This window comes from Limnobacter sp. (assembly GCF_046297615.1).
Taxonomy (GTDB): Bacteria; Pseudomonadota; Gammaproteobacteria; order Burkholderiales; family Burkholderiaceae_B; genus Limnobacter.
The window spans coordinates 74,023-94,424 of record NZ_JBKBHM010000007.1 but is presented as its reverse complement, the minus strand read 5'-3'; the positions used below and the strand labels follow the sequence as shown (position 1 = coordinate 94,424).

Sequence of the window (20,402 nt, the reverse complement as noted above, 5' to 3'; positions counted from 1 at the left end):
GTCAGTACCCCAAGGTAACAAGGTCGGCAAAGTGTGGGTGGGCATGCCGCCGGGCAAATTCGGCGGAGCCCAAGGCTTGCTGGTGTGCAAGTACGGCAAGCTCCAGCGTTTGGGTGCCCGGTTTGTCGAAGTAGGCAGACAGTTCGTCTTGCGCGCTTGGGTTCAAACTCAACGAGGTACAGGCTCGACAAAACGCCGAATGGTCCTGCAATGGTGAGCCGATTGGGATGACACGCCGGGCGCTGTTGCCCAGGCGTTGCGACAGGTTCAGCGGGCCCAGCAGGCGCAATGCGCGAAGAGCAGCCCTTTCCCGGCAGGCCCGGGCGATGGCTGGCCACCCATCGTTGCGAATGTGGCCCAGTTTCAAATGGGGCGGGACCCGGCCAATAAGGTTGTCGTTTCCACAGGCGGCCACGGTGCCATCGAAGGTCACCACTGGCCAGGCCGCCATGGTGCAGGGGCTTGGGGTGTCTTCGGCCCTGGTGTCGCGTTGGTCAACTTCTGCGATTTCACCAAACCATTCTCTGGCCCGCCCGTAGGCGGACAGCGTGTTGACCAGCATCGGAATACGCTCGCCGTAGCGCTGGCGGATTGCTGGAATGACGCTGCCCAGATAGGCGTCGTTCAGCGTGTGACCCATGAGGTGGATGCTGACGTGGGGTTGAAGGTCCAGCACGGTGTCGAGGGTGCGAAAGACATCCCGGCGGGGCACTTCAGCCTCATGGTGTTGATCCATGCTGACCGAGAAGTGGTCGACTGCCTCAATGGCGTTTCGTATCTTCGGTGGAATCGATGTGCGCGTGGCGAAGAACAGCCCTGACAGCACACTGCTGCGTGTGCCGACTTGCCGTGCCTTCAGGGCCAAGTGTCGAACGAGGTCTGGCCGCATCATCGCTTCACCACCGGACATGGCCAACACTTGTGGGTGTTCCAGAGACGTGAATGAATCGACAAACTGCTCAAGCACTGCCGAAGGCAGTTCTTCACTTCGGGCTGTTGAGCTGGTGGAGCAATGAGGGCAATGCAGTGGGCAGCGGCGGGTGATGCCCACGGCCACGCCTGCGGCGGGGACTGCACGGAATGACAACAGGTCGGCCAAGTGCATGGTGGAATGGTCAGAAGGAGGGTGGAGGGGCAGCGCCAGGCTTCAGCGCTGCACGGGGTCAGCCGCGTTGGCTTACCAAACGAAGCCGCCAACCGTGTCGGCTGCGCGCTTCAGCTTTTCTTCCAGACCTTGATTCAGCTTGGCTTTGATGGCGGTGAGTACAGCCAGTTCGTCATCGTCCAGCAAAGCCACTTGGGCCTTGAGGTTGTCGTTCAGGGCATCCAGTTGCAGGCCGGCACCTGAAGAGCGCACGCGGATTGCACGGGCCGAAGTCAGTTTTTCGTCAGACATTGTTTTCTCCGTTTTTGAAAGTTCAATCAAATAAACGCCGTGGTGCTGCCAACACGGTGGTCAGCCAGCATCGCGGCCCAAGCAGTGTCGAACCGGAGAAAAAGGGGTGTCAAAGTGACAGTTCGTTCTGAAAATTGGATGCCATGTCGAAAAAAAAGCCCCAACCGGGGTTGGGGCCTTGTGTTTCCTGATAGTCAGGCAGCTTATTTGTACAGCACCTCCGGCAGCCACATGCCGATGGCCGGGAACATGTACAGGAGAATGATGGCCAGAATCTGGATACCCATGAACGGGATCATGCCTGCAAATATCTGGTTCAGTGTCACGTGGGGGGGCGATACACCTTTGAGATAGAAAGCGGCCATCGCAACCGGGGGTGACAGGAAGGCTGTTTGCAGGTTCAGGGCCACGAGCAGGCCAAAGAACAGGGGGTCGATCCCAAAGTGCTCCAGCAGGGGAATGAAGATGGGCATGAAGATCACGATGATCTCAGTCCACTCCAGCGGCCAGCCCAACACGAAGATGATGACTTGGGACAGGATCAGGAATTCAACCTTGGTCAACCCCAGCGACAGCACCCATTGTTCGATCAGCTCCTGGCCGCCCAGCAATGCGAAGGCAGCCGAGAAGATGGAGGAGCCGACGAACAACCAGCAGACCATGGCACTGGTTTTTGCGGTGAGGAATGAGGACTCACGAATGACGCCGACAGACAATTGCTTGTAGGCAGCAGCCAACAGCAAACCACCGAATGCACCCACAGCCGCAGCCTCGGTGGGGGTTGCCAAGCCGAACACGATACTGCCCAGCACGGCCAGAATCAAAATGGCCAGGGGGAAGAAGGACTGCAACAGTAACCGGAAAATCTCAAGGCGTTCAAAGTTGAGCTTGAAGTAGTAGAACACCAGAAATGCGGCGGTGAGCGCAAGCGCAATCCAGAAGCCCCTTGGGGCGTCGGGAATCACCACCTCGCCCGCAGGCTCATTCATTGAGCCTGAAGCCTCAGGGCTTGACGCGGCTTCGGGCAGGGCGTTGCTTTGGGCTGTGGCGGTGTCGCTCGCTTTGGGCTCTTCGTCCGCAGGCAAGGGGGTCAGCCCGGTGGTGCTGTCGTCTTGAGGAGGCTCTTGCAGGCCACCTTCTTCGCCGGGAACGGCTTGCAGATCACTGGGGCCACTTTCGTTGCTGGTGTCGTAGCTGGACGGGCCAGATTCAAAGCTGACGAGTCCGTCGGCTTCATCCACGGTGGATACCGGAGCCGTGAGTTTGGTATACACCAAGCCAAACATGAATGCAGCGACCAAAGCAGGAAGCAAAGCGATGAACAATTGCTTGGCAGCACCACCTTTGGAGACGGATGCCCCGTTGCCTTTCAACGCGCTTAGCAAAGCGATCACTGCACGCTGTGTGCTGCTTTGGGCTTTGATGTTGGCCAGGTCGGTACTGAGGTGAACTTTGCGGTCTTCTTCCGACAAGGGGGGCGCACTGGCCGGGTTCAACTTGGCGCGAACGATGACGTAGAGGATGTACAAACCCGCCAGCATCAAGCCCGGGAAAAATGCACCAGCGTACAGTTGAACCACAGACACGCCAGCTGTGGCGCCGTACACAATCAGCATCACGGAGGGGGGGATCAGAATGCCCAAGCATCCACCCGCGGTGATGGCACCAGCGGCCATTTTGGTGTCGTAACCGGCCTTCATCATGGCGGGCATAGCCAGCAAACCCATGAGTGTGACCACCGCACCCACGATACCTGTGGCGGTGGCGAAGATGGCGCAGGTGACCAAGGTGGCTACAGCCAAAGCACCCGGTACTCGGGCCATGGACAGGTGCAGGCTTTTGAAGAGTTTTTCAATCAGGTTAGCCCGCTCAACCAGATAACCCATGAACACAAAGAGCGGTATGGAAATCAACACGTCATTGGTCATGACTTTGTAGGTTGACTGCACCATCAGGTTCAGGGTTTTGTCGGCGTCGTGTTCATAGGCCAGGTAAGTGAATATCACCCCCATGCCCATGAGTGTGAAGGCGGTGGGAAAGCCCAGCATGATGGCAACCACCACCAGCGACAGCATCAACAGGCCGAGGTGGCCGTTGGTCATGTCAGACGGGGCCGGCATGAATATGCCCACCCCCGCCAGAATGAGGGCCATGATACCCAGCCCGAAATAGAGTTCCTTGCGAATCATGATGCTTTATTCCTTGCCGACCATGGCTTTGAGTTTGTCCACATCGACTTCTTCAACGTCTTCTTCGCGGCTGGGCCAGTCGCCGTTTTTCAGGCAGACAATGCAGCGCACGATCTCAACAAAGCCTTGGAAGATCAGCAGTGTGCCTGCGATCGGGATGATGGTTTTGAAGTGATAAATGGGGGGGCCATCGGCGGTCACGGACGAATGTTCTTTGATCGCCCATGCGTCGGCTGCAAAGGTGTAGCCCGCATAGCACAAGGCCACCACACCGGGAATGAAAAAGACGATGTACAGAATTAGGTCAAAGAAGGCCTGGGTTCGCGGGCTGAAAAAGCTGTAAAGCACATCACCGCGCACGTGGCCATTTTTTGAAAGTGTGTAGGCGCCCGCCATCATGAACAGCGTGCCGTACAGCATGTAGGTGACATCAAACACCCATGGGTTGGGGTGGTTGGCGATGTAACGCGAGCCGACCTCGAACACGATGATGCCGGTCAGTAAAACAATGAGCCAGGAGAAGGCCTGCCCCACTTTGGTCGACAGTTTGTCGATGAAAATCAGAAATGATTGCATGATGTCCAAACCCCATGAAGGGCTTTAAAAAAGGCCAACAACCGGTCGCCCAATTGTTGGCCTTTGCAGGGTTGCCGAAACTTACTTCTTCGCGCCGAAGAAATAGTTGTAGGCCATTTTGTAGTCCACTGTCGTGTCGTTTTCCCATTTCGCAGCACGCTTGGCGAAGGTGCGCATGGATTCAAACACTTTCTTGAACATGGGGTTTTCAGCCGATTTGGCTTGGGTGACTTCATCCCACGCCTGCAACTGGGCTTTCAGAATGCTGTCGGGCGTTTTGTAGAACTTCACGCCTTGCTTGCTTTGCATTTCCTGATAGTCGTTGGAGTAGCGGTCAATTGCTTTCCAGCTCATTTCAGCCGATGAGGCTTCAGCAGCGTATTTGATGATGGACTTCAATTCCGTTGGCAATGCGGCGTATTTCTTTTTGTTGAACAGAATTTCAAACTGTTCGGAAGGCTGGTGGAAGCTTTGCAGCATGCAGACCTTGGACACATCGGGGAAGCCCAGAATGCGGTCCGAAGAGGCGTTGTTGAACTCAGCGGCGTCCAGCAGGCCACGGTCCATCGCGGGGACGATTTCACCGCCGGGCAGCGCGTTCACGGCCACGCCCATTTTTGTGAATACGTCCACAGCCAAGCCCACCGTACGGTACTTCAGGCCTTTCAGGTCTTGAGGGCCTTTGACCGGTTTTTTGAACCAGCCCAACGGTTGGGTGGGCATGGGGCCGTACAGGAACGATTCCACGTCCATGTTCAAGCCTGCGTAAATTTCATCGAGCAGTTGCGCACCGCCGCCGTGGTTGTGCCAGGCCAGCACCATGTTGGCATCCATGCCGAAAGCAGGGCCTGAACCCCACAGGGCCACCGCTGGGTTTTTGCCGTACCAGTAAGCCACCACGCCGTGACCGCCATCCAACGTGCCTTTGCTGACTGCGTCCAGCAGGTCAAAGGCCTTGACCACTGAGCCAGCAGGCAGCACTTCAATTTTCAGTTTGCCGCCCGACATTTCATTGACTTTCTTGGCGAAGTCGTTGGCGTATTCATGGAAGATGTCTTTGGCGGGCCAGGTGCTTTGGAAACGAAGGGATGTGGTCTGTGCGGTGGCGATCATCGGGAATCCGACTGCCGTGGCGCCCACAGCAGCGGCGGTACCGCCTTTGATAAAGTCACGCCGTTTCTTGTTGTTGATGGAATCAGTCATCATGCCTCCTATGCATTGGATGGAAGTTTGGCTGTTGTTACAGCCTTGCTCTTTTTGTGTGTGACCATTGTGGTCAAGCACACTCATGAACTAAATCCATGGAAACCCTAGGGACCCTGACTCTGGCCATACAACCAGAATCAGGGCCCCTAGGGGTTAACCAGAATGCAGAGGAGTTTGAGGCGGATCAGCCGTTGGCAGCCAAGGCCGAAGCCCCGTCTTTTTTGCTGCGCTTGCTGCCGAGGTCTTCAACTTTGCGTTGCTTCTCGTACAGGAAGCTCAGCACTTCGTGGCGGTAGTGGTTGTAGAGTTTGTCGTCAGCCAGTGCGATACGGTCGCGTGGGCGGGCCAATTCAATGTCGAGAATTTGCCCGATGGTGGCGCTCGGCCCGTTGGTCATCATCACGATTCGGTCGGACAGCAGCACAGCCTCGTCCACATCATGCGTGATCATCACCACTGTGTTCTGCAGTTCATTCTGAATCCGCATCACTTCGTCCTGCAGTTTGGCGCGGGTCAGTGCGTCCAGCGCACCGAACGGCTCATCCAGCAGCAGTACTTTGGGTTCCATGGCCAAGGCACGTGCGATACCCACCCGTTGTTTCATGCCCCCGGAAATTTCAGAAGGCAGGCGCTCAAGGGCGTGGCCCATGTTGACCATCTCGAGGTTGTGCAGTATCCAGTCTTTGCGTTCAGCCGCAGTTTTTTTGTCTTTGAAAATTTTGTCCACCGCCAACTCGACGTTTTGGTAGACAGTGAGCCAAGGCAACAAGGAATGGTTTTGGAATACCAAGGCGCGGTCGGGCCCGGGGGCATTGACCTCTTTGTTGTCAACGATGACCACGCCATCGGTGGCACGCAGCAGGCCAGCGATGATGTTCAGCACGGTCGATTTGCCGCAGCCCGAATGGCCGATCAGGGAGATGTATTCGCCGCGTTTCACTTCAAGGTTGATGTCTTTCAGCACTTGGTTGCGCACACCGTTGCGCTCAAAGGCCATATTGACTTTGGAAATGCTCAGATAACGATCAGTCATGATGGTGACTCCTTAGCCTGCGGAGGTGCCGCGTGTGATTTTTTTACCGACAAAGCCCATCAGGCGGTCGAGCATGAAGCCGACGATGCCGACGTAGAGCAGTGCCAATACGATTTCGCTGATGCGTGAGGAGTTCCAGGCGTCCCAGATGAAGAAGCCAATTCCAACGCCACCAATCAGCATTTCTGCGGCCACAATGGCCAGCCAGCTAAGGCCAACGCCAATCTTCAGGCCCGAGAAGATGTAGGGGGCTGCGGCGGGCAGCATGATTTTCCAGAAGTACTCGATGCCGTTGAGTTGAATAACGCGGGCCACGTTGCGGTAGTCCTCGGGAATGTTTCGGATACCCACCGAGGTGTTGATGATGATGGGCCACACCGAGGTGATGAAAATCACGAAAATCGCGGAGGGGTGCCCATCCTGAAACCCAGCCAGGGACAGTGGCAGCCAGGCCAGTGGCGGCACGGTGCGCAGTACCTGAAAGATGGGGTCAAGGCCACGCATGGCCCAAGTGGATTGGCCCACCAACACACCCAACGCCACACCCACCAGTACGGCCAGTGAGTAACCATACGCCACGCGTTTCAGGCTGGCCAGAATCTGCCAACCCATGCCGACATCGGTACCGCCCCGGTTGAAGAATGGGTCGATGATCAGTTCCCAGGTTTCATTGATGACGCGGCTGGGGGCGGGAAGCCGTGCGCTGGCGCTGCTGCACAAGATTTCCCAGATCCCCAGAAGAAGCCCGATGATCACGATCGGCGGCACCAGTTTGGCCGCCGATTGACACAGGCTTTTGAAGAATGCGGTTTCCACGAGCGGGGTGTGTCGCTTGCCCGTCGGTGAACGCTGCAGGCTGTTCAGCGTGTCGGTGTTGATCATGTTGGACTCCTTCTGGTATCGGTGAACGGTGTTCAGGCCTTGATGGTTTTGATGGCCAAGCTGTCGAGGTAGGCTTTCGGTTTGGCTGGGTCAAAGACTTTGCCATCGAAAAACTTCTCAACGCCGCGTGACGTGGACTTGGGGATGTCCTTGGCCGCCACACCCAGTTCGGCAGCCGCCTTGCGCCAAATGTCTTCGCGGTTGACTTTCTTGATCACCGCAGCGGTGTCCAGCTTCATGGGCAGGTAACCCCAGCGCTGGTTCTCGGTCAGGAACCACAGGTCATGGCTTTGGAAGGGGTAGGAGGCAGCGTCTTTCCAGTACTTCATGATGTGGGGGCTGTTTTCAACCGTGCGGCCGTTGCCGAAGTTGATGTTGCCTTTGAGGCGGTCCACGATGTCAGTGACCGGGCAGTTGAACCACTTGCGTGATGAGCAGATCTTGGCCACTTCTTCTTTGTTGGCCATGTCGTCACAGAACATCTGCGCTTCCATGATGGCCTTGACCAAGGCCTTCGTGGCGTTGGGGTTGGCCGAGACATAGTCGCTGCGCATCGCGAACGATTTTTCCGGGTGGTCCTTCCAGATCTCGCCGGTGGTGACTGCGGTGTAACCGATGTTCTGGTTCACCAATTGCAGGTTCCAGGGCTCGCCCACGCAGAAGCAGTCCATGTTGCCTACTTTCATGTTGGCAACCATCTGGGGCGGGGGCACCACAATAGTAGAAATGTCGGAGACGGGGTTGATCGCGCCAGCGGCCATCCAGTAGCGAATCCACATGTCGTGTGTGCCGCCGGGGAAGGTCATCGCGGCGGTCACAGGTTTGCCACTGGCCTTTTTCTTCAGGATTTCACGCCCGAAATTGCGGGTGTCCAGCGTGACGTTGAGGTCTTTGTATTCGTTGGACACAGAGATGCCCTGGCCGTTGGTGTTCAACCGCATCAGGATGGACATGGGCGTGGGTACGTTGTTCGCCGTGATGGTGCCCAGGCTGAGCAAATAAGGCATGGGCGTCAGAATGTGCGCACCGTCAATCCCGCTGGCCTTGGAACCCAGCACCAGGTTGTCCCGTGTGGTGCCCCAAGAGGACTGTTTCAGCACTTCAACGTCGGTCATCCCGTGCTTGGCGAAGTAACCTTTTTCCAGGGCGACGATGAGGGGCGCTGCGTCGCTCAGGGCGATGAAACCCAGTTTTGCGACCTTGGTTTCAAGCGTGGTGCTTTCAGCTTTGACGATGCCGGGGGCACCCAAGGCGCCTGCCATGGCTGCACCGGTGAGTGCACCTGTGGTTCGGATGAACTGGCGGCGTGACCCGGAGGCTGGCTGCCCTTCGTGGTCGATGTCTGTGGCGTGGCGTGTCTGCTTGTCCATGGCATGTCCTCTGTGGTTTTCCAAAACGTAAAACAAAAACGGCGTGCACCCTGACCGACGCTAGCCGATGTCAGAATGGACGCCGTTGTCCTGTTGCTGCAAATTGGGCGACCTTGTCCACCGTTGGTTAAGGTCTCATGCTTATCTAAGCACGGAGCGTGCCAAGGTGATTTACGGGGCAAGAAGGGTCGTTGTGACCTTCTTTTGTGCGAAAGAGGGGGGTGGGTACAGCGTTCACTTCGCTGATTTGGTGCGGTGCGCCAAAACAAATTGGGGCGCCGCACCAGTCAGGGGCGATGGCCCCGGTTCAGTTTCAGGCTGTTGGTTCAGTGCTCGGTGACCATCATGGCCACGAACTCGCGCGCTTTCTCAAATCGCGGGCGAAGGTGGTGCAACTGGTCCAAGGTGGTTTCCAACAATTCACTCACGCCATTGTCGAGGTTGCTGGCCCACTGCGCTTCAGGAATGTCATCTGTCAGTGACATGGCCAAGGCCACACTGAGGTGCACCAGCGTGGACAGGTTGGGCGTGCCCGGATTGCCCGGGTGTGGGTAGGCGCGAATCGATTCGCCGATGTCCACCGGCAGTTTCCAGTGATTGGCTATTTCGGCGCTGACCTCGCCGTGGTGGAAACCCAGTACGGTGTTTTCCATGTCGGCCCGGTCAAAGGGGCAGACGTCTTTGCAGTGTTGGTCAATTTCATCGGCCAACTCGGGCATGGCCCTGTGAATCGCCAGCACGCCCAATCCGTGAATCAGGGCTGCCGTGTAGGCGCGGTTGCCATTCATGCCAGCGGTGTTGGCCAAGTCGCGTGCGATGTAGGCGGAAAGCAAGGAGAGTGTCCAGAACCGCTGGGTGTCGAAGCGGGCCATGTCCTTGAAGGTGTCCATCATGCCCGAGGCCAGAACCATGGTTCGTATCGAGTCCACACCGATCAGCAGTGCTGCACTTTCGACGGTGTCCACCTCCCGTTGCACGCCGAAGTAAGCCGAGTTGGCCAAGCGAAGTACTTTGGCGCTGAGCACAGGGTCGTGCGACACCGCATCGGCCAGTTCGCCAATGGTCACCTGCGGCTTGTCCAACAGGCCCAGCACCTCGTGCACAGCCCTGGGAATGGAGGGAATGGAAGACGCTGCTTGAAGGATGGTTTGGAGTTTTTGATTCATGGGTCGTTTCCTCGAAGTCGTACCAGACGAATTCAGCCTAGCAAGTTGGAAAACGGACTGCCATCCCTCAATAGTCAACTGATGTGAATGGGGGGTGAAAGGGGGGTAATTCGGGGTTTTGAGCGAGGAGGTATGGCGGAGAAGGAGGGATTCGAACCCTCGAAGGGGTTGCCCCCTTACTTGATTTCGAGTCAAGCCGATTCAGCCACTCTCGCACTTCTCCGCGTGGCAGCCGCGAATTATAACCGAGCCAACCGTGGCCAAGGCCGCTTGCTTGGCTCACCGCTCACATTTCTTCTGTTCGCTCAAGGCATTCGAAGTCTTCTTTTATTTGACAGCGCGTGTCGTCAGATATAAATTGTGGGTTCAATACAGACCAACAACAACGGAGACAGGCAAGGTCATGAAGAATTTCAACGGCAAAGTGGTGGTGGTCACTGGTGCGGGTTCGGGCATGGGCCGTTCCTACGCCACAATGTTTGGCCGCTTGGGCAGCAAGCTGGCCCTGTGCGACTACGATGACAAGGGCTTGCAGGAAACAGCCGCGTTGGTGCAATCACAAACCGGCAAAGCGCCATTGGCTGTGAAAGTGGATGTGTCGGACAAAGCCGCCGTGTATGCCTTTGCCCAGCAGGTGAAAGACACCTTGGGCAATGCCCACGTCATCATCAACAACGCCGGTGTGAGTGGGGATGGTGGCCCAGTGTGGGACAAAACCGACGCCACTTACGAGCGTGTGATGGCCATCAACTTCTGGGGGGTGGTGTACGGCACCCGGGCGTTTTTGGGCCAGCTGATGGACAACCGCGAGGGCGCCATCGTGAACGTGTCCAGCATTTTTGGCTTGGTGGGTACGCCGAACAACTCCGATTACTGCGCCAGCAAATTTGCTGTGCGGGGCTTCACAGAATCGTTGGCGGTTGAGTTGAGTTCATCCAACATTCAGGTGCACTTGGTTCACCCCGGTGGCATTAACACCAACATTGCTTCAAAAGCAGAACACAAAAAGTTTGCTGAAAAATTCCTGACCACGCCGCCCGATGAAATTGTTGAGGTGGTTCGCCAGTGCATCGAGAAAAACGAGCCTCGCATTGTGTACGGCAACAACGCAGCCCGTGTGTGGTTTGCAGCCCGTTACTTGCCGTTCAAGTGGTTCAAATCCATTCTCTGGAAGCAAATGGGCCCAACTTTGGACCCACGCCCTTACGATCGCCTGCGTTAAGGCACTCCGGCGTTGGCCAAGGGGGCTGCTTTCACGGCGATGCAGGCCCCCGTGGTGTACACCGATGCGTCTGATGCCAGGTAGAGCAGGGTGCCTGCCAAGGTGTTGATGCCGCCGCCGCGGGATCGGTTGTCTTCCTGTTCGCCAAAGGCGGTGGTGTTGTGCACCAAGGCGCTGGCAAAGCGCCCGTCGGTGAGGCCCGGCAACACCGCATTCACGCGAATGAGGTCAGGGGCGCACTCACTGGAAAACGTGTGGGTCATGGACACCAAGGTGTCCCGTGCAATCGGTGCCACACCCTGTTGAAAGCCCGGGCGCTTGCCGGTCATCGCAATCAGGTTCACGATGCTGCCACCCTGTTGGCGGCTCATCAACTTGGCGGCATGGCTGCTCATGTTCAGGCATGCCCGCACATGCACATTCATGCTGCGCTCATATTCTTCGTCACTGGTGTTGAACACCGCTTCAGCAGCCGGGCCAATGTGGGTGCAGTTGAGCAGAACATCGAGTCGCCCGAATTTGCTTTCAATTCGGCGCATGAAGTCCTCGACCTCAGCATTGTTCAAAGCGTCGCAGGGCAAGGCATGAATGGCCAAACCTTCTTGGGCCAGTTGCTGAGCCAGCAATTGGCTGTGGGCATGGTCTAGCCCTGCGAGAACAACCGTTGCCCCGCGTGCTGAATACAGGCGCGCGCAGTAGGCGCTGGCTGCGTGGTCAGACCTTGAAATCAGGGCGACCTTGCCGTGGAGGTCGAACTTGGACGCACTCGCTGTCATGCTGGTGATGGGGCTCTTCTTGCTGTGTTTGAAATGACTGTAATCCAAATTCTGCACCGAGAGGTAGAATCAAGGGCGTGAATTTGGCCGGAGTGGTGTTCATGCATGTGTTTGTATACGGGTCACTGATGTATGACCCGGTGTGGGGCAGTGTGGTACAGGGGGCTTACCAGAACCTGTCAGCCGTGGCGGCCAATCACCGGCGGCATGCGGTGATTGGTGAAACCTACCCCGCCATGGTGCCTGCTGCAGGCCATTCAGTGCATGGGCTGCTGTGGCTGGATGTGGCGTCGGAAGACATTCACCGGCTGGATGTCTTTGAAGGTGCCGAGTACACCCGCAGTGCAATTGAGGTGTTGGGGGCGGATGGCCAAACCTGGCAGGCCCACACTTACCTGTGGAACCGCCCTGACCAGTTGCCTGATGCGGACTGGAGCGTTGCCGAATTTGAACGCACCGGGCTGACGAAGTTTTTGGACCGCCACGTCCGTAACTGGCAGGCCACCGGCCAACGCAAGCAGTGAAGAATTATTAGAACGACAATCCACTGGAGTACGCATGTCACCAACAGCGCGCGGCCTTGCGCAAGACCGGTTCTTTCAGCACTTCCTTGCATACATGCAGGCACAGGGCCTGTCGGCTGAGCAGATGCATGCCCATGTGTGGAAGCCGCACCATCCCCACGATTTGAAGGTGCTCGGCGCTGACCGCGACCGTGATTTCAAAGCCATTGAATTGTCTGAGAGTGATGTACGGGCTCAATTGGCGAGCCTGAGCCCTGGCGGTTTTTGCATCAATGGTGACTTTTACCGCGATGACCGCACTGTGTACGTGCTGGTGCCCGGGTTTACACACGAGACCTTGCGCAACCTGTCTTTGCATGAAGTATTTGACGACAGGCAGTCTTCCCATGATGTGCTCATGCTGCGCCCCGGCATTGATGGCCAGCCCACCCAAGAGGAATGGCGGGCCAAGGGCGGTGGCTTAAAGCTGGTGTACGCCCAATACCCAAGGTCGAACGCAGATTCACTGGTGATCGGCCAACCCTTGTTTGAGTTGTTGCACAACAGTGCCACATTGCGCCGTTGGGTGGTGGTTGAGGGCTGTCGTATCGTATTTCTGGGCTATTCCTATGGCTGCCCATTGACGCTGGAGCTGTTGGCCAACCTGAACCGTGGCACTTTTGCGGACAACTTCATACTGAAGGCGACCAAGGCAGTGGTTGCCATGTGTGGGGCCATTGGTGGCTCGTATTTGGCCGATGACGTGCTCAAGCCTGATCCCCAATTGCTGTCCATCCCGAAGCTGGTGGCACGTTGCCAGAAACAACCTTGGTTGTCGGCCCTGGCTGGCATGCCCACCCAGCAGTTCAGGGACGACATGGTGGGTGGCGTCACTTCACTGACCCGTGAGGTTCGCCATGAAAGGGCAATGGACTACGCACCACACTTGCCTGCCCATGTGCATTACTTCACCCTCAGCGCGGTGATGCCCATGATGGACTACCGCCGCCACTGGTGGCAATTCAACCTTGATGACTACAGCATGTGGTTGCAGGCCAAAGTCAGCGAGGGTGTCTGCATCTACAATGATGGGCAAGTGGTGACGCTGGACAACCTGATGCCCAAAGAGTCTGCTGTGCCTGAAAACCATATTCACCACCTCGGCGCGGTGCGTGGCCACCACTGGGCGGTCAGCTACCGAACCTTCAATTTCGGGCGCAACCGTTTTCCGCGCAAGGCCCTGTACAAGGCCATGCTGCACACGCTTGTTGAACTGACCGACGCGTAAACTCACGCTCACCCAACCGGAGACCAACCATGTCGTATTTGCTTGCGCTGGACCAAGGGACCACCAGTTCACGCGCGATTGTCTTTGATGCACAGGCCCGTGTGGTGGCCAGTTCCCAGAAGGAGTTTGAGCAATTGTTCCCCAAGGCAGGTTGGGTTGAGCACCGCCCCGGTGACATCTGGACCACCCAGTTGACCTGCGCGCAGGCTGCTTTGGAACAGGCTGGCTTGAAAGCCTCTGACCTTGCGGGTATCGGCATCACCAATCAACGGGAAACCACCGTGTTGTGGGATCGTAAAACCGGTGAGCCTGTGTACAACGCCATCGTGTGGCAGGACCGCCGAACTGCAGCCCACTGCGACCGGCTTCGTGCTCAGGGCAAAGCGCCTTTGATCAAGCGGTTGACTGGGTTGGAGACGGATGCGTACTTCTCAGCCACCAAGCTGGCCTGGATACTGGACCATGTGGATGGGGCCCGTGCCCGCGCAGCCGCTGGCGAACTGGCGTTTGGTACGGTGGACTCTTGGTTGATCTGGAACCTCACCAGGGGCGCGGCCCATGTGACGGATGTCAGCAACGCATCACGCACCATGCTGCTGAACATTCAAACATTGGATTGGGACGAAGAATTGTTGAACCTCTTCAACATTCCGCGCAGTGTATTGCCGAAGGTGCTTGATTCCAGTGGTGTGATGGCCAACACAGCAGCCACCGTGCTGGGCGGTGAAGTGCCCATTGCCGCAGCGGCCGGGGACCAGCAAGCCGCCACGTTTGGCCAGACTGCCTTTGCTGCCGGTGAGGCCAAGAACACCTACGGCACTGGCTGCTTCATGTTGCTGAACACAGGCGCCAAGCTGGTTGAAAGCCACAACCGCTTGTTGACCACAGTGGGCTGGCGCATGAACGGGCAGACCGATTACATGCTGGAAGGCAGTGTGTTTATGGGCGGTGCGGTGGTGCAGTGGTTGCGCGATGGCCTTGGTTTAATTCAGAGTTCCGCAGAAGTGGAGGCCTTGGCCAGCAGCGTACCCAGCACCGATGGCGTGTGCCTGGTGCCCGCCTTTGCAGGGCTGGGTGCGCCGCACTGGGACCCTTACGCACGGGGCACCTTGCTGGGCATGACCCGGGGCACCACCCGGGCGCACATTGCCCGCGCGGCGCTTGAAAGCATTGCCTTGCAAACCGTCGATTTGGTGCAGGCCATGCAACGCGATGGCGCAGCGCCGCTGCTGGAATTGCGGGTGGACGGCGGGGCTTCCAACAATGGGCTGTTGATGCAGATACAGGCTGACTTGCTGGGTGTGCCCGTGGTTCGGCCCACAGTCACCGAGACAACTGCTTTGGGTGCCGCTTACCTCGCCGGTTTGGCTGTTGGTGTGTTTGCTTCCAAAGATGATTTGAAGAACAACTGGACCGTGGATGCGCGGTTTGAGCCGCAGATGGGCATTGACCAGCGCGGCGAATTGCTGGACCGCTGGCACCGTGCTGTTGAGCGGGCTAAGGGGTGGACCGATGCTTGATCGAAATTCAATTATCAAGAACATTGAACAGAAGGCCAGTGCTGGCCATGTGTGGGATTTGATTGTGATCGGCGGTGGCGCCACAGGCTTGGGCAGTGCGGTGGATGCTGCAAGCCGTGGTTTGGACGTGCTGTTGCTGGAGGCGCACGACTTCGCCAAGGGCACCAGTTCCCGCGCCACCAAGTTGGCCCATGGTGGCGTGCGCTATTTGGCCCAAGGCAACATCAGCTTGGTGCGTGAGGCACTGGAAGAAAGAGGGCGCATGTTGCGCAACGCGCCCAACCTGGTCAAACCTTTGGCCTTTGTCATTCCGGTTAAAAGCTGGTTTGAAAAAATGTTTTACTGGATTGGCCTGAAGGTGTACGACCTGCTGGCAGGCCGCTTGGGTATTGGGCCCACGAGGATGATGAACCTGGCCCAGGTGGTGGGTGCACTGCCCACCCTGAACCGCAGGCATTTGGCTGGCGGTGTGCGGTATTTTGATGCGCAGTTTGATGACGCCCGCTTGGCCATTGCCTTGATGAAAACCTTGTTTGCACAAGGTGGGCAAGCCTTGAACTACTGCGCAGTGACCGGCTTTGAAAAGCAAGACGAGCGCATTGCAGCCGTGAAGGTACAGGACCGATTCGGGGCTCATGCAATGAGCCTGAAAGCCAAGGCCTTCATCAATGCCACCGGCGTGTGGGTGGACGATCTTCGCCGTTTGGACAACCCAAGTACTCTGTCCATGTTGAGCCCCAGCCAGGGCGTGCACGTGGTGGTTGACCGCAGTTTCCACCCGGCCACCGACGCTTTGCTGGTGCCGAAAACCAGTGATGGCCGCGTGCTGTTTGTGGTGCCTTGGTTAGGCAAAACCTTGATTGGAACCACCGACACCCCACGGCGTGATGCGCCCACCGAACCCAAACCCTTGGACGGTGAAGTGGACTTCGTGCTGCAAACCGCCGCCCAGTACCTGAGCCCAGCGCCCAGCCGTAGCGATGTGCGCAGCGTGTTTGTGGGCCTGCGCCCGCTGGTGGGTGCCGCGCCCAATGGCAACACCAAAAGCATTTCCCGTGAACACACCATCGTGACCGACCCCAGCGGTTTGGTGACCATCACCGGTGGCAAATGGACCACCTACCGAAGCATGGCTGAAGAAGTGGTGGATTTGGTGTGCAAACAACGGGGCTGGCATGGCCGCCCCTGCCAGACTACAGAGTTGCGCCTGAAGGACAGCCTGCCTGCGCAGGCAGACGGCACGCGGCTTGACGCGGCTTTGGACTTGACTGAGCAAGACATTCAGTTGGCGGTGACCGAAGAATTGGCCGTGACCATTGAAGATGTGTTGGCCCGCAGGAACAGGGCCCTGTTTTTGGACAGTGCTGCCGCCCGCCGCTGCATTCCCGCTGTACGGCGGGTGCTTGCGCAGCGCCTTGGTTACTCAGAAGCGCAACTGGATGAGCAGGAACGTCATTTTCAGGCGCTGTGTGATCAGTACGCAGGGTAGTAGAGAGGGCGCTTGGGCTAATGTTTATGCAGGCAGACAGTACAGCCGAAAACCCAGCTTGGTGCCCTTGCTTTCGCGTGGTTCGGGGCCTAGGTCGAGGTCGCTGTCATGCAACTGAAGAATCTTCCGTACGATCATCAGCCCCAGTCCACTTGATGAAGCGCCGGTTAATCGCCACCCTGCGCGGGTCGATTGATGTTCTTGGAACACAGTTTGTTTCACATGCAGTGGCAGGCCGGGCCCGTCGTCTTCAACACTGACATACACGCCCTGGGCATCGGTTTCTGCGGATATTCTGATTTGACAGCCATCGTTGGTGTGTCTGATCGCATTGTCAATCAGGTTGGTCAATACGCGTTCGATCAACCCCAGGTCGGCTTGTACCACGGGCAGATCGGGTATCAGGCTGATTCGCAGAGTTTGTCGACGGGCCTCAGTGGCCAGCTCAAATTTTTGAACCACGTCTTGCAGCAGATCGACCAGTGAGCAATCTTCTTTGTGGGGTTTGACACCCCCGTGCTCCAGCCTGGCCAATTCAAACAGCGCCTGCGCCAGATTGCCCACTTTCTTGCTCTGACTCAATGCGATGTCCAGATAGCGGTCTTTGTCTTGGGCGGACAAGCTCCCGGCTTTGAACTTCAGGGTTTCCAGGTAACCGTGCAACGAAGTGAGGGGGGTGCGCAGATCATGCGAAATATTGGCCACCAATTCACGCCGTTGCTGATCAAACTCATTGAGCTGTTGCCATTGGCGCGTGATGCGCTCCGTCATGCTTTGAAACGCGGTTTGAAGTTGGGAAATCTCATCTGGAGGCGAAATGTCGCTTGTTCCTGTGGGGTGCAGGCTGTTCGATGGGATGTGATGTTGGGAATCCACTCGAAAGGTGCCAACCTGCTGAGTCAATCGACGCAGCGGTTTTGTAACCCAACGAAGCGCGAGCCAAGCTGAAATCATTCCCATGACCAACACGGTCAACATGCCCATCCAGGACAGTTTCCACAAATCAAGGTTGACCAGGTTTCGCGACACTTGGTCATATTCTTGCCCTGCCAGGATGATGTACAGGTAACCCCAGTCTTGACCGTTGTATTGGAGTGGGGTGACGCTGAATACCTTTTGTCGCGTTGGGTTGCGGGGGTCATCACCCAGCACCGGCAGGGACTTGCCAGACAAAAGCGTTCGGATGGGGTTTAAGTCGACCTTGCTCTTTTTCACCGAGTTTGGTGGTGCAGCGTCGGTGATGATTTGCCCATTGCGGTCCAACAGGTACACCTCAACACTGGGGTTGACCTCCATTAGCCGGTCAAAGAGGCGCTGAGTTGCCGCAGAGTTCAAGCCATCGGGCGTCAGCATGGCTTTGTTGGACTCAGCAATGTGACTGGCCAAGGTCAAGGAGATTCGCTGTAAAACCTCGTTGGCATGCCGTTCACTATTTTTGACTTGTACAAGCACCGAGGCAAGCCCAGTGACCAGCAGCAGACCTGCGGTCATTGCGCCAATTCGTCGCGTTAATGTCCACTGGGGCCACTTCATGCCGCTTCCTCGCCTGAAGAGCTGGTGAATTTATAGCCTCGTCCCCAAACGGTCAGTATCAGGTTGGGTTGGGCTGGATTTTTTTCAATTTTCAGTCGCAAGCGATTAATGTGCGTGTTCACCGTGTGTTCATATCCATCGTGGTGATAACCCCACACCATGTTCAACAAGTCGATGCGTGAGTACACCTTGCCGGGGTGTCGCAGGAAGAAATGCAGAAGGTCAAATTCCCTGGGTGTGAGGTCAATCAAATGGCCGTCCACCCGAACCTCTCGAGCCACAGGGTCGAGCCGTAGGCCATTCATGTCCAGCATGCCTGAATCAAGCCTTGCGTTGCGCGCAATCGCTTCGGTACGACGCACCAAAGCCCTTACTCGCGCCACCAACTCGAGGACTGAAAACGGTTTGGCCAAATAATCGTCAGCGCCCAGTTCAAGCCCAAGAATACGATGTACCTCGCTGGACCTGGCGCTGGTGATGATGATGGGTGTGTAACTGGTCATTTGGCGTGCCCGTCTGCAGATCTCCAAACCATCTACACCAGGCAGCATCAAGTCCAGAACCAGCGCATCCCACTGACCTTGTTCCAGCAAAGCAACACCCTGAGTGCCATCGCTGGCGCAATGGACCTCGAAGGCTTCGTCGCGCAGGTGCAGGGCCAAAAGGTCTGCAATGTGCGCGTCGTCTTCAACAATCAGGATTCTTTTGGGTGCGGTCATCCACCGATTATCCCGGATAAGTGTCAGGGCATTTGTCACATTTTATTGAAGTTTTCGAGAGGACTTCGACAAGGCTGACTGGTTAACCTGCTCGCATCGAACCAGGGATACCAGACATGATGGAACCAGAAGACAGCCCCGTTATTCATGCGATCTGGATCAGGGCGTATCACTGGGTCAATGCCATCGCCATTCTCATCATGACCTTCAGTGGCTGGAGAATCTACAACGCATCGCCGCTGTGGGATTTCAGATTCCCCTCCGATTGGACACTGGGCGGTTGGTTGGGTGGTGCGCTGCAATGGCACTTTGCCTTCATGTGGGTGCTGGTGGCCAATACCGCTTTATACCTGCTGGTGAACGTGTTTTCAGGCCGCCTGTGGTCGCGATTCTTCCCAATTTCCCCTGTTGAGTTCATCGACAACGTGAAGGCGGTCTTGACCGGGCGTTTGGCCCACAACGACCTTTCCCGGTACAACGCTGTACAGCGCTTTGCTTACGTGTTTGTGATCGTTGACTTGATTTTGATCGTTCTGTCCGGCTTGGTGATGTGGAAATCGGTGCAGTTCCCTGTGCTTCGGGAGTTGTTGGGTGGCTATGAAGCCGCACGCCGGATTCACTTCATCTGCATGGCGGGATTGGTCGCTTTTTTTGTGGTGCACGTGAGTATGGCACTGATGGTCCCCAAAACCATCGTGGCCATGGTCCGTGGTCGATGAGCCGGAGCCGTTGATGACTGTTTTCAAAAATCGAATTGAACGGCTGGATGGCGCTGATGAGATTGTTCGGGATGCTTTGAGTCTCATCCTGCCCAAAGTGGCCGATGCTGGCCGAAGGAACTTTCTTCGACAATCGCTGACATTGGGTGGTGTGGCCTTGCTGTCGGGCTGCAGCCTGACTGACAACACCCGCGTAGAGGCGGCTCTGCAAGCCATTTCAAGATTCAATGATGACATGCAGGCCCGCTTGTTCAACCCGAATCTGCTTGCGCCAACCTATCCAGATTCGATGATTACCCGGCCATTTCCATTCAACGCCTACTACGGTGAAGACGAAGTGCGTGTGTTGGATGGCACGGCATGGCGCCTGCAGATGTCCGGTTTGGTGGGTAAGGTGGGTCAGCACCGCTGGTCACTGGATGACTTAAGGGCGCTTCCTCAGTCGGTTCAAACCACTCGTCACATTTGCGTAGAAGGCTGGAGTGCCATAGGCCGTTGGGGTGGCGTGCAATTGTCTGAGGTGCTTAAACGCAGCCAGGCGGACCTTCGTGCCCGTTATGTGGACTTTCGATGCGCAGACGGGTACCACACGAGCATTGACATGGCCACAGCTCTCCATCCCCAAACCATCGTTGCCCTGGATTGGGATGGCGAGCCATTGCCGCCCAAATATGGCTATCCGGTCAAAGTCCGTATCCCAACGAAGCTCGGCTACAAAAACCCCAAACACATTGAAACGGTCATCGTCACCAATGAACACCCCGGTGGCTACTGGGAAGACCAGGGTTACAACTGGTTCGGTGGCTGTTGATCGC

Annotated in this window: 19 protein-coding genes and 1 tRNA gene; 7 read left to right on the top strand and 13 right to left on the bottom strand. The window is 56.8% G+C overall.

Annotated elements, in window-relative coordinates; genetic code table 11:
* Position 1 precedes the first annotated feature (1 nt).
* From ACK4FF_RS13740 to ACK4FF_RS13695, 10 genes are all read right to left on the bottom strand, one after another.
* Positions 2–1,105, bottom strand: coding sequence for a radical SAM protein (locus ACK4FF_RS13740; RefSeq protein WP_409710448.1), 1,104 nt, complete (start codon positions 1,103–1,105; stop codon positions 2–4).
* A gap of 72 nt (positions 1,106–1,177) precedes the next feature.
* Positions 1,178–1,396 (bottom strand): aroma-sacti cluster domain-containing protein, encoded by a 219-nt coding sequence (locus tag ACK4FF_RS13735; protein WP_409710445.1) that lies wholly within the window; start codon positions 1,394–1,396, stop codon positions 1,178–1,180.
* Positions 1,397–1,599: 203 nt separating this feature from the next.
* Positions 1,600–3,585: a TRAP transporter large permease subunit gene (locus tag ACK4FF_RS13730; protein ID WP_409710443.1), complete on the bottom strand. Its 1,986-nt coding sequence runs from the start codon at positions 3,583–3,585 to the stop codon at positions 1,600–1,602.
* 6 nt (positions 3,586–3,591) lie between these two features.
* The gene (locus tag ACK4FF_RS13725) at positions 3,592–4,161 is read right to left on the bottom strand and encodes a TRAP transporter small permease subunit (protein WP_409710440.1); all 570 of its coding nucleotides are present in this window, start codon (positions 4,159–4,161) and stop codon (positions 3,592–3,594) included.
* 81 nt (positions 4,162–4,242) lie between these two features.
* Positions 4,243–5,364: a TRAP transporter substrate-binding protein gene (locus ACK4FF_RS13720; RefSeq protein ID WP_409710827.1), complete on the bottom strand. Its 1,122-nt coding sequence runs from the start codon at positions 5,362–5,364 to the stop codon at positions 4,243–4,245.
* A 187-nt stretch (positions 5,365–5,551) separates the two neighbouring features.
* Positions 5,552–6,400, bottom strand: a complete 849-nt coding sequence (locus ACK4FF_RS13715; RefSeq protein ID WP_409710437.1) for an ABC transporter ATP-binding protein — start codon at positions 6,398–6,400, stop codon at positions 5,552–5,554.
* A gap of 12 nt (positions 6,401–6,412) precedes the next feature.
* On the bottom strand, positions 6,413–7,282 hold the full coding sequence (gene ntrB, locus ACK4FF_RS13710) for a nitrate ABC transporter permease (protein ID WP_409710434.1): 870 nt from the start codon (positions 7,280–7,282) through the stop codon (positions 6,413–6,415).
* Between the two features lie 32 nt (positions 7,283–7,314).
* Positions 7,315–8,652, bottom strand: coding sequence for a CmpA/NrtA family ABC transporter substrate-binding protein (locus ACK4FF_RS13705; RefSeq protein WP_409710431.1), 1,338 nt, complete (start codon positions 8,650–8,652; stop codon positions 7,315–7,317).
* 326 nt (positions 8,653–8,978) lie between these two features.
* Positions 8,979–9,818, bottom strand: a complete 840-nt coding sequence (locus tag ACK4FF_RS13700; protein ID WP_409710428.1) for an HDOD domain-containing protein — start codon at positions 9,816–9,818, stop codon at positions 8,979–8,981.
* Positions 9,819–9,951: 133 nt separating this feature from the next.
* Positions 9,952–10,041, bottom strand: a tRNA-Ser gene (locus ACK4FF_RS13695).
* A 180-nt stretch (positions 10,042–10,221) separates the two neighbouring features.
* On the opposite strand from ACK4FF_RS13695, the gene ACK4FF_RS13690 reads away from it, so the two are divergent.
* On the top strand, positions 10,222–11,040 hold the full coding sequence (locus tag ACK4FF_RS13690; protein ID WP_409710425.1) for an SDR family NAD(P)-dependent oxidoreductase: 819 nt from the start codon (positions 10,222–10,224) through the stop codon (positions 11,038–11,040).
* Here the strand turns inward: ACK4FF_RS13690 and ACK4FF_RS13685 are convergent.
* Positions 11,037–11,864: an SDR family oxidoreductase gene (locus ACK4FF_RS13685; protein ID WP_409710421.1), complete on the bottom strand. Its 828-nt coding sequence runs from the start codon at positions 11,862–11,864 to the stop codon at positions 11,037–11,039. The two genes, ACK4FF_RS13690 and ACK4FF_RS13685, sit on opposite strands and share 4 nt — an antisense overlap.
* Before the next feature lie 53 nt (positions 11,865–11,917).
* Between ACK4FF_RS13685 and ACK4FF_RS13680 the strand changes: the two genes are divergently transcribed.
* From ACK4FF_RS13680 to ACK4FF_RS13665, 4 genes are read left to right on the top strand one after another with little or no spacing between them, the layout of a single operon-like run.
* Positions 11,918–12,340: a gamma-glutamylcyclotransferase family protein gene (locus ACK4FF_RS13680; protein ID WP_409710418.1), complete on the top strand. Its 423-nt coding sequence runs from the start codon at positions 11,918–11,920 to the stop codon at positions 12,338–12,340.
* A gap of 34 nt (positions 12,341–12,374) precedes the next feature.
* Positions 12,375–13,607 (top strand): hypothetical protein, encoded by a 1,233-nt coding sequence (locus ACK4FF_RS13675; protein WP_409710415.1) that lies wholly within the window; start codon positions 12,375–12,377, stop codon positions 13,605–13,607.
* A gap of 29 nt (positions 13,608–13,636) precedes the next feature.
* The gene (glpK, locus tag ACK4FF_RS13670) at positions 13,637–15,127 is read left to right on the top strand and encodes a glycerol kinase GlpK (RefSeq protein WP_409710412.1); all 1,491 of its coding nucleotides are present in this window, start codon (positions 13,637–13,639) and stop codon (positions 15,125–15,127) included.
* On the top strand, positions 15,120–16,616 hold the full coding sequence (locus tag ACK4FF_RS13665) for an FAD-dependent oxidoreductase (protein ID WP_409710409.1): 1,497 nt from the start codon (positions 15,120–15,122) through the stop codon (positions 16,614–16,616). The genes glpK and ACK4FF_RS13665 overlap by 8 nt, the downstream gene beginning before the upstream one ends.
* Before the next feature lie 24 nt (positions 16,617–16,640).
* Here the strand turns inward: ACK4FF_RS13665 and ACK4FF_RS13660 are convergent, their stop codons facing one another.
* Complete coding sequence (locus ACK4FF_RS13660) at positions 16,641–18,149, bottom strand: ATP-binding protein (protein WP_409710406.1); 1,509 nt, start codon at positions 18,147–18,149, stop codon at positions 16,641–16,643.
* Positions 18,146–18,868, bottom strand: coding sequence for a response regulator transcription factor (locus ACK4FF_RS13655; RefSeq protein WP_409710403.1), 723 nt, complete (start codon positions 18,866–18,868; stop codon positions 18,146–18,148). Before ACK4FF_RS13655 ends, ACK4FF_RS13660 begins: the two co-directional genes overlap by 4 nt.
* A 116-nt stretch (positions 18,869–18,984) precedes the next feature.
* Between ACK4FF_RS13655 and ACK4FF_RS13650 the strand changes: the two genes are divergently transcribed.
* Positions 18,985–19,587 (top strand): cytochrome b/b6 domain-containing protein, encoded by a 603-nt coding sequence (locus tag ACK4FF_RS13650; protein ID WP_409710401.1) that lies wholly within the window; start codon positions 18,985–18,987, stop codon positions 19,585–19,587.
* A gap of 13 nt (positions 19,588–19,600) precedes the next feature.
* A complete protein-coding gene (locus tag ACK4FF_RS13645; RefSeq protein ID WP_409710398.1) occupies positions 19,601–20,398 on the top strand; it encodes a molybdopterin-dependent oxidoreductase in 798 nt (265 codons plus the stop codon).
* Positions 20,399–20,402 lie beyond the last annotated feature (4 nt).

Excerpts from the sequence above, each read along its gene's own strand:
- ACK4FF_RS13735 (WP_409710445.1), bottom strand. The coding sequence starts at position 1,396 with ATGTCTGACGAAAAACTGACTTCGGCCCGTGCAATCCGCGTGCGCTCT.
- ACK4FF_RS13650 (WP_409710401.1), top strand. The coding sequence starts at position 18,985 with ATGATGGAACCAGAAGACAGCCCCGTTATTCATGCGATCTGGATCAGG.
- ACK4FF_RS13720 (WP_409710827.1), bottom strand. The coding sequence starts at position 5,364 with ATGACTGATTCCATCAACAACAAGAAACGGCGTGACTTTATCAAAGGC.
- ACK4FF_RS13645 (WP_409710398.1), top strand. The coding sequence starts at position 19,601 with ATGACTGTTTTCAAAAATCGAATTGAACGGCTGGATGGCGCTGATGAG.
- ACK4FF_RS13700 (WP_409710428.1), bottom strand. The coding sequence starts at position 9,818 with ATGAATCAAAAACTCCAAACCATCCTTCAAGCAGCGTCTTCCATTCCC.
- ACK4FF_RS13730 (WP_409710443.1), bottom strand. The coding sequence starts at position 3,585 with ATGATTCGCAAGGAACTCTATTTCGGGCTGGGTATCATGGCCCTCATT.
- ACK4FF_RS13655 (WP_409710403.1), bottom strand. The coding sequence starts at position 18,868 with ATGACCGCACCCAAAAGAATCCTGATTGTTGAAGACGACGCGCACATT.
- ntrB (WP_409710434.1), bottom strand. The coding sequence starts at position 7,282 with ATGATCAACACCGACACGCTGAACAGCCTGCAGCGTTCACCGACGGGC.
- ACK4FF_RS13690 (WP_409710425.1), top strand. The coding sequence starts at position 10,222 with ATGAAGAATTTCAACGGCAAAGTGGTGGTGGTCACTGGTGCGGGTTCG.
- ACK4FF_RS13675 (WP_409710415.1), top strand. The coding sequence starts at position 12,375 with ATGTCACCAACAGCGCGCGGCCTTGCGCAAGACCGGTTCTTTCAGCAC.
- ACK4FF_RS13725 (WP_409710440.1), bottom strand. The coding sequence starts at position 4,161 with ATGCAATCATTTCTGATTTTCATCGACAAACTGTCGACCAAAGTGGGG.
- ACK4FF_RS13665 (WP_409710409.1), top strand. The coding sequence starts at position 15,120 with ATGCTTGATCGAAATTCAATTATCAAGAACATTGAACAGAAGGCCAGT.
- ACK4FF_RS13660 (WP_409710406.1), bottom strand. The coding sequence starts at position 18,149 with ATGAAGTGGCCCCAGTGGACATTAACGCGACGAATTGGCGCAATGACC.
- glpK (WP_409710412.1), top strand. The coding sequence starts at position 13,637 with ATGTCGTATTTGCTTGCGCTGGACCAAGGGACCACCAGTTCACGCGCG.
- ACK4FF_RS13715 (WP_409710437.1), bottom strand. The coding sequence starts at position 6,400 with ATGACTGATCGTTATCTGAGCATTTCCAAAGTCAATATGGCCTTTGAG.
- ACK4FF_RS13680 (WP_409710418.1), top strand. The coding sequence starts at position 11,918 with ATGCATGTGTTTGTATACGGGTCACTGATGTATGACCCGGTGTGGGGC.
- ACK4FF_RS13740 (WP_409710448.1), bottom strand. The coding sequence starts at position 1,105 with ATGCACTTGGCCGACCTGTTGTCATTCCGTGCAGTCCCCGCCGCAGGC.
- ACK4FF_RS13705 (WP_409710431.1), bottom strand. The coding sequence starts at position 8,652 with ATGGACAAGCAGACACGCCACGCCACAGACATCGACCACGAAGGGCAG.